General features: G+C 69.5%; 8 protein-coding genes. All 8 read left to right on the forward strand.

Annotated features, from left to right (window positions below):
* Position 1: 1 nt before the first annotated feature.
* On the forward strand, positions 2-208 hold the full coding sequence (locus tag JMF90_RS16330) for a Flp family type IVb pilin (protein WP_011549058.1): 207 nt from the start codon (positions 2-4) through the stop codon (positions 206-208).
* Between the two features lie 28 nt (positions 209-236).
* Entirely contained in the window at positions 237-776 is a 540-nt protein-coding gene (locus tag JMF90_RS16335) for a prepilin peptidase (protein WP_011549057.1), read from the forward strand.
* A 43-nt stretch (positions 777-819) separates the two neighbouring features.
* On the forward strand, positions 820-2,220 hold the full coding sequence (locus JMF90_RS16340; RefSeq protein ID WP_011549056.1) for an ATP-binding protein: 1,401 nt from the start codon (positions 820-822) through the stop codon (positions 2,218-2,220).
* A 35-nt stretch (positions 2,221-2,255) separates the two neighbouring features.
* On the forward strand, positions 2,256-3,095 hold the full coding sequence (cpaB, locus tag JMF90_RS16345; RefSeq protein ID WP_011549055.1) for a Flp pilus assembly protein CpaB: 840 nt from the start codon (positions 2,256-2,258) through the stop codon (positions 3,093-3,095).
* Between the two features lie 104 nt (positions 3,096-3,199).
* The gene (locus JMF90_RS16350) at positions 3,200-5,128 is read left to right on the forward strand and encodes a type II and III secretion system protein family protein (protein ID WP_011549054.1); all 1,929 of its coding nucleotides are present in this window, start codon (positions 3,200-3,202) and stop codon (positions 5,126-5,128) included.
* A gap of 20 nt (positions 5,129-5,148) precedes the next feature.
* Positions 5,149-5,445 carry a hypothetical protein gene (locus JMF90_RS16355; RefSeq protein ID WP_041489514.1) on the forward strand — a complete coding sequence of 99 codons (297 nt, stop codon included), beginning with the start codon at positions 5,149-5,151 and terminating at the stop codon, positions 5,443-5,445.
* A 25-nt stretch (positions 5,446-5,470) separates the two neighbouring features.
* Positions 5,471-6,742, forward strand: a complete 1,272-nt coding sequence (locus JMF90_RS16360; protein ID WP_011549052.1) for a pilus assembly protein TadG-related protein — start codon at positions 5,471-5,473, stop codon at positions 6,740-6,742.
* Positions 6,743-6,755: 13 nt separating this feature from the next.
* Positions 6,756-7,161 (forward strand): TadE/TadG family type IV pilus assembly protein (locus JMF90_RS16365; RefSeq protein WP_201325228.1); only part of this gene is annotated, 406 nt, incomplete at its 3' end.

Raw genomic sequence — 7,161 nt, forward strand, 5'->3', positions numbered from 1 at the left:
CATGCAAACCATCATGCGTGTCGCACGTGGCTGGATCGCCGACGAACAGGGTGTGACGTCGATCGAGTATGCGTTGCTCGCGTCGATGTTCGCCGTCGCGGTGCTGGGCAGCGTCGTCACGCTGAAGGGCTCGCTCGGCGATGCGTACGAGATGATCGCCGCGGCCGTGACGGCCGCCGTGAGCACCGCGTTGTCCATGGTTTCCTGATCCACCGATTCGATACGCGAGGTTCGCCATGCTTCCCGTTGCGCCGCCTTACCCGGTTCCGTTGTGCGTGACGCTGCTCGCGGTCGCCGCGGCCAGCACGGACATCGCGACCCGTCGCATTCCGAACCGTCTCGTCTTGCTCGGCCTGGCCGGCGCGCTGGTCGCGCAGTGCCTGCTGCAGGGCGTGCCGGCGGGCGTGCTCGGATGGCTCGCCGGCGCGGCGACCGGCTTCGGCCTGCTGCTGCCGTTCTACCTGTTGCGCGGCATGGCGGCGGGTGACGTGAAGCTGATGCTCGCGATCGGCGCATGGGTCGGCGCGGAAATGACGTTTTACATCGTGCTGGCCACGTTCCTGGCCGGCGGGATCGGCGCCATCGCCTACGCGCTGCTGCGCGGGCGGATGCGCCAGATGTGGACGAACGTGCGCACGCTGATCGTGCGGCGCTCGCAGGCGGCGCGCGCCGAGGCCGACGACGGCCCCGTCGAGATCGCATCGGTCGGCACGCTGCCGTACGGCGTGGCGATCGCGGTCGGCACGCTGGGCACGCTGTTCGCGTCGTGCGCATAGCGCGGCGGACCCGCAACGAGAACGCAACGAGGACGCAACGATCATGAACACGAACCACACCGAACCGAGACGCGATGCGCAGGTGGCACGCCTGCCCGATCCGCCGCCGTCGCGGGAGGCCCATACGAAGCCGGGCGCGCAGCTGCCGCCGGCGCCGCGCTCGCTCGCGGAAACCGGCCTGAGCATGGCGTTCGTCGGCGGCCTCGTGCTGAAGTCGACGCTGGTGCTCGGCCGCCCGTCGTACGGCGATCTGGTCGAACGGCACTGCCTGCCGCTCGCGGTACTCGACGAAGTGTTTGCGTTCCTGGTGCGCGAGCATCTCGTCGAGCTGACCCATCGCGGCGCGACGGATCTCGACGTGACGTTCCGCCTGACCGATGCGGGCCGCGTGCTCGCGCTCGAGGAACGGGAACGCAGCGGCTACAGCGGGCCCGCGCCGGTGACGCTCGACGCGTATCTCGCGAGCGTGGCCGCGCATTCGGTGCGCAAGCTGCACATCGGCCAGAGCGACGTGTGGGCGGCGTTCGAAGGCATCGTGATCGACACGGCGGTGCTCGATGCGGCGGCCGCCGCGCTGAACGCGGGCCGGCCGCTGCTGATCTACGGCCCGGCCGGCAGCGGCAAGACCTTTCTCGCCGAGCGGCTCGGCGCGCTGATGCACGGCCGCGTGCCGATCCCGTACGCGATCTGCGCGGCCGGCGAAGTGATCGAGGTCTACGACCCGCTCGTGCACGTCGACGTCGGGTCGCAGGCCGGCGGCCAGTCGGTCGATCGCCGCTGGCGGCTGTGCGAACGGCCGGTCGTGATGTCGGGCGGCGAGCTGACGCTCGACGAGCTCGACCTGCGTCGCGACGCAGCGGCCGGCTTCTACCAGGCACCGCCGCACATGAAGGCGAACATGGGCATGTACGTCGTCGACGATCTCGGCCGCCAGCGCGTCGAGCCGCGCGACCTGCTCAACCGCTGGTTGCGGCCGCTCGATCGCGGCGTCGATTTCATGACGCTCGAGTCCGGCAACCGCTTCGTGATGCCGTTCGACGTGTGGCCGGTGTTCTCGAGCAACCTGGCGCCGGAGCAGTTCTGCGACGACGCGTTCATGCGCCGCCTCGGCTCGAAGCTGCACGTCGGCGCGATGTCGATCGACGACTACCGCGCGGTGTACGACGCGGCCTGCGCGTCGCTCGGGCTCGTGTCGGCGAGCGATGCCTTCGACTTCCTGCTGCATCGGCTGCACCTGCCGACCGGCAAGGCGTTTCTCGCGTGCTTTCCGGCGGACCTGCTGCGCCTCGTGGCCGCCGGCGCGCGTTACCGCGGCGATCCGCCCGAGGTGACGCACGACGCGCTGTACGACGCGTGGGCGAGTTATTTCGGCGCGGCGCCTGAACGGGACGGCAGTCATCCGCCGCCCGTCGAGCGCGGAGGCCGCACGTTCATCACCGGTTGAGCCGTTTCTTTCACGATTCGTCGAGGAGCATTGCCATGAAAAACAGTCGAGCGCTCATGATGCTGGTCGTCGCGATGGTCGCGGGTCTCGCCGCGGTCGTGTTCGCGTCCCGCTGGCTGGTACAGACGTCCACGAGCTCGGTCACGTCCGTCGCGGTGGCCACCACCGACCTGAACCTGGGCGAGCCGCTCGGGCCGAACCAGATCCACATGGTCAGCTGGCCGGCCGGCAGCGTGCCGACCGGCGCCTTCACCGATACGAAAACGCTCGAAGGGCGCGTCGTGCGCACCAGCCTCGCGCGCGGCGAGCCGGTGATCGAGTCGAAGCTCGCGCCGGTCGGGACGAAGGGCGGGCTGTCCGCGGTGATCGCCGACGGCAGCCGCGCGATCACGGTGCGCGTGAACGACGTGGTCGGCGTCGCGGGCTTCGCGCTGCCGGGCAACTACGTCGACGTGATCGTCAACACGCAGGAACAGCAGGGCAAGACCGACGGGCAGAGCATCTCGAAGATCGTGCTCGAGCACATCCTCGTGCTGGCCGTCGCGCAGCAGGTCAGCCGCGACGACACGGCGCCGAAGGTGGTCAACGCGGTGACGCTGGAAGTCACGCCCGACCAGGCCGAACGGCTCGACCTCGCACGCAGCGTCGGCACGCTGTCGCTCGTGCTGCGCAACCAGGTCGACCAGAAGACGCTGACCACCGGCGGCGCGACCAAGCTGACGCTGCTCGGCAAGGAACCCGTGCCGGAAGCGGCACCGGCGCCCGTCCACGTGCGGCCGGTCCGCGTGCACGTCGCGTCGCACGCGGCGCCGGAAGTCCGGCGCGACTGCGTCGGCGTGCTGACGGGCGTGAAGGGCAGCGTCGAATGTTTCTGAAACGAATGCATACAGCCAGACCAACAAACCGGCCGCCGTCATCGCGCGGCGGCCTTGGAAGTCGATAACCGGCACGGCGCCGGTCTCTCGGGGGATCAGACGAAATGAAGATCAAACCGCAACGCACAGGTACCGGCCCGCTGCGCACACGCGTCGCACGGGGCACGATGATGGCCGCGATCCTCTGTTCGGGATGGCTGACCGTGTATGGCGCGCTCGCGCAGGAAGGCATCGAGTCGGCGGTGCTGACGAAGGGCGGCGCCAGCGCGCCGGCCGCGGTCGGCAAGGGGCCGATGCAGATGACGATCAGCATGGCGCCGGTGCCGGCCGCCGCGCCCGCCGCGTCGGCGGGGCCGCTGCGCGGGCCGAACTGCGTCGGCGCCGTGCGCGAATCGACCAGCGTCGCCGTGCCGCTCGGCAAGTCGCTGCTGGTGCCGATGCCGGAGCCGGTCCGCAATCGGACGATCGGCAACCCGGCCGTCGCGCAGGCGACGATGGTGTCGCCGCAGACGCTGTACATCCTCGGGCTTGCGGTCGGCACGACCAACATGATCGTGCAGGGCAGGAGCGGCGCATGCCGCGTGATCGACGTCGCGGTCGGCGCGGACGCCGGCGGCCTGCAGGCGTCGCTGTTGCAACTGATGCCGAACGAGCGCGACATCCATGTGTCGACCGCGGCCGGCACGATCGTGCTGGCCGGCACCGTGTCGAGCTCGCAGGCCGCGCAGCAGGCCGTGCAGATCGCCCATGCGTACGGCGACAGCGCGGGCGATGCGGCAGGCGGCAAGCAGGGCGGCGGCGTGCTCAACATGCTGAACGTCACGTCGCCGCAGCAGGTGATGCTCGAGGTGAAGGTGGCCGAGGTGTCGAAGACGCTGATCAACCAGATGGGCAGCGCGTTCAACATCCAGGGCGGGTTCGGTTCGTGGAGCGGCGCGCTGGTCAGCAACCTGCTCGCGGGCGTCGCGAGCGGCGCCGTGTTCAACAAGGCGAACAACAAGCCGTTCAGCATCGCGGCCGACGCGCAGAACACCGACAACCTCGTCAAGATCCTCGCGGAGCCGAACCTCGTGACGATCAGCGGTCAGGAAGCGACGTTCCTCGCGGGCGGCAAGATCTTCATCCCGATCCCGCAGAGCGGCAGCAACGGCGTCTCGTCGATCACGCTGCAGGAAGAGGAATTCGGCGTCGCGCTGAAGTTCACGCCGACGGTGCTGGCCAACGGCCGGATCAGCCTGAAGGTCGCGCCGGAAGTGTCGGAACTGTCGCAGACGGGCGTCACGCTGAGCGCGTCCAACATCGGCGGCACGTCGATCCTGCCGCTGATCACGACGCGGCGCGCGTCGACGACGGTGCAGATGAGCGACGGCGAATCGTTCGCGATCGGCGGGCTGATCAAGGACAACGCGAGCGGTGCGCTGAAGGCGATCCCCGGCGTCGGCGAAGTGCCGGTGCTCGGCGCGCTGTTCCGCAGCACGTCGTTCCAGCAGGATCGCACCGAGCTGATCTTCCTGATCACGCCGCACCTGGTGAAGCCGCTGCAGACCGCGGACGTCGCGCTGCCGACCGACAGCTTCTCGAAGCCGAACGAAGTCGACGTCTTTGCGACCGGCAACATGGAAGGCCGTGGCGGCGTGCGCAAGGCAGGCGCGCAGCCGATGCAACCCGCGAACGGCGCAGCCGCTCCGCAGACGCCGGCCCAGGCGCCCGCACCTGCTCCGGCGCCGAAGTCGGAAGCACCGGTCGCGCCGGCCGCGCTGCCCGCACCGCGCACGCCGCAAGACGCCGACGTGCAGCCGCCCGTGCCGGCCGAGCCGCCGAAGGCGCCGGCGCCGGTCGCGGCCGCCGCCCCGCAGTCCGACGCGGCCACCGCGGCGCGTGTCGCGCGCATCGAAGCCGCCGCCGCGCGCCTCGCGGCCGCCGGCCCCGAACCGTCGGCCCAGCCGGCGGCGCGACCGAAGCACCGGAGCGCGGCGGCGCCGAAAGCGCAGATTGCGCGCGCCGGCGCGGAACCCCAGTCCACCGATCGTTGAAACCGTCCAAGGGGAAGCTCATGAAATCCGCCTACCTCGTATTCGTGCGCCGCGCGGCGCTCGCCGCCCCGCTCGCGTTCGCGCTTGCCGGCTGCATGTCGTCGACCCCGGTGTGGGACAGCCGCTTCGGCGACTCGGTCCGCACCGTGATGCACGCCCAGATCATCGATCCGCATGCCGGCGAACGTCCGGTATCGGCACCGGGGGTCGACGGCGGCGCCGCCGCGTCTGCGCTCGACAACTACGACAAGTCGTTCAAGCAGGTCCAGCCGCCCACCAATGCGTTCGTGATCGGCATCGGCAAGTCGACCCAGTAACGACGGCACGCTCAGGGAGAACGCCATGAACCGCGCAGCCCGCTATCCGAAAGTCACGCGTCGCAGCCTGCACCGCCAGCGCGGTGCCGTCGCGATCATCGTCGGTCTCGCACTGGCGGTGATGATCGGGTTCGTCGGGCTCGCGCTGGATCTCGGCAAGCTGTACGTCACGCGCAGCGAACTGCAGAACAGCGCCGATGCCTGCGCGCTGTCCGCCGCGCGCGACCTGACGTCGGCGATCAGCTTGTCGGTCGCCGAAGCCGACGGCATCGCCGCCGGCCATCTGAATTTCGTGTTTTTCCAGAAGACGTCGGTACAGATGTCGACCAACGCGAACGTCACGTTCAGCGATTCGCTGACCAACCCGTTCCTGACCAAGAACGCGGTCACGACGCCGGCGAACATCAAGTACGTGCAGTGCACCGCGACGCTGAGCAACATCGCGCACTGGTTCATCGAGGTGCTGAACGTGCTGCCGGGCACGAAGCTCGCGAATGCGGCGGAAGTGTCGGCGAGCGCGATCGCGACCGTCGGCGGCGGGCAGACCACCTGCGCGATTCCCGTGTTCGTGTGCCGTGGCCCGTCCGATCCGGCCTACAAGGTCGGCGACTGGATCTCGTCGCCGTCCGGGTCGTCGTCGACCTACGGGCCCGGCAACTTCGGCTGGGCGGCGCTCGACGGCTCGACGAACGAGACGACGCTCGCGAGCGAGCTGTCGGGCAATACCTGCAACATCACGAGTCCGCCCGATCTGGCCACCACGGGCATGAAGTCGGCGTCGCAGCGTGCGTGGAATACGCGCTTCGGCATCTATACGAACGGCGCGAACGGTTCGAGCGGCCAGCCCGACTTCACCGGCTACGCATACGTCGGGCCGAACTACGGGCCGCCCGGAACGGCGGGCATCAAGGGTGACGCATACACGCAGTTCGTGGCCGACCGTGCGAGCTTCAAGCCTTACCAGGGCGACGGCGCGCCGCCGTCGGGCAGTGGCATCGCCACCAACGGCACGGCGACGGCGAGCAACTACTCGACGTACGGCAGCGACCGGCGCCTCGCGCTCGCGCCGGAAGGCGACTGTTCGACGCTGAAGGGCAGCAGCGGCAAGGTGCACGTCACGCAATGGGATTGCGTGCTGATGCTCGATCCGCTCCCGTTCAGCGCCGGCAGCGGCGCCGTCGTCGCGCACCTCGAATACCTCGGCTCGTCGGTCTCGGGCAACAACCCGTGCGCGACGCATGGCTTGCCCGGCAGCGGCAGTGCGTCGGGCACCCAGGTGCCGATGCTCGTTCAATAGCGGAGAGACGATCATGAAGAAGCCGCCGATTCGTCGTTCGCGCACCCGTGGCGTCGTCGCCGTCGAGTTCGCGCTCGTGCTGATGCCGATGATCATGCTCGCGACGGGCGTGGCCGAGTTCGGTCGCGCGATCTACCAGTACGAGACGCTGACCAAGGCCACGCGCGATGCGGCACGCTACCTGTCGGTCTGGCTGCCGACCGACAGCGCGTATCCGGTGTCGCAGGCGCAGTGTCTCGTCGTGTACGGCAGCACGACGTGCGGCTCGTCGGGCACCGAGCTGGTGCCCGGGCTCACGACGTCGATGGTCACGATCTGCGACGCACAGCGCACGACCGGCTGCAGCGATGCGTCCGACCCGTCGCAGTTCGCGAACCTGCCGACCTACGATTCGAACAACAACGCGGCGAGCGGCACGG

It is taken from the genome of Burkholderia sp. E168m23, from assembly GCF_016586125.1.
GTDB lineage: Bacteria > Pseudomonadota > Gammaproteobacteria > Burkholderiales > Burkholderiaceae > Burkholderia > Burkholderia orbicola.

Excerpts from the sequence above, each read along its gene's own strand:
- JMF90_RS16330 (WP_011549058.1), top strand. The coding sequence starts at position 2 with ATGCAAACCATCATGCGTGTCGCACGTGGCTGGATCGCCGACGAACAG.
- JMF90_RS16335 (WP_011549057.1), top strand. The coding sequence starts at position 237 with ATGCTTCCCGTTGCGCCGCCTTACCCGGTTCCGTTGTGCGTGACGCTG.
- JMF90_RS16340 (WP_011549056.1), top strand. The coding sequence starts at position 820 with ATGAACACGAACCACACCGAACCGAGACGCGATGCGCAGGTGGCACGC.
- cpaB (WP_011549055.1), top strand. The coding sequence starts at position 2,256 with ATGAAAAACAGTCGAGCGCTCATGATGCTGGTCGTCGCGATGGTCGCG.
- JMF90_RS16350 (WP_011549054.1), top strand. The coding sequence starts at position 3,200 with ATGAAGATCAAACCGCAACGCACAGGTACCGGCCCGCTGCGCACACGC.
- JMF90_RS16355 (WP_041489514.1), top strand. The coding sequence starts at position 5,149 with ATGAAATCCGCCTACCTCGTATTCGTGCGCCGCGCGGCGCTCGCCGCC.
- JMF90_RS16360 (WP_011549052.1), top strand. The coding sequence starts at position 5,471 with ATGAACCGCGCAGCCCGCTATCCGAAAGTCACGCGTCGCAGCCTGCAC.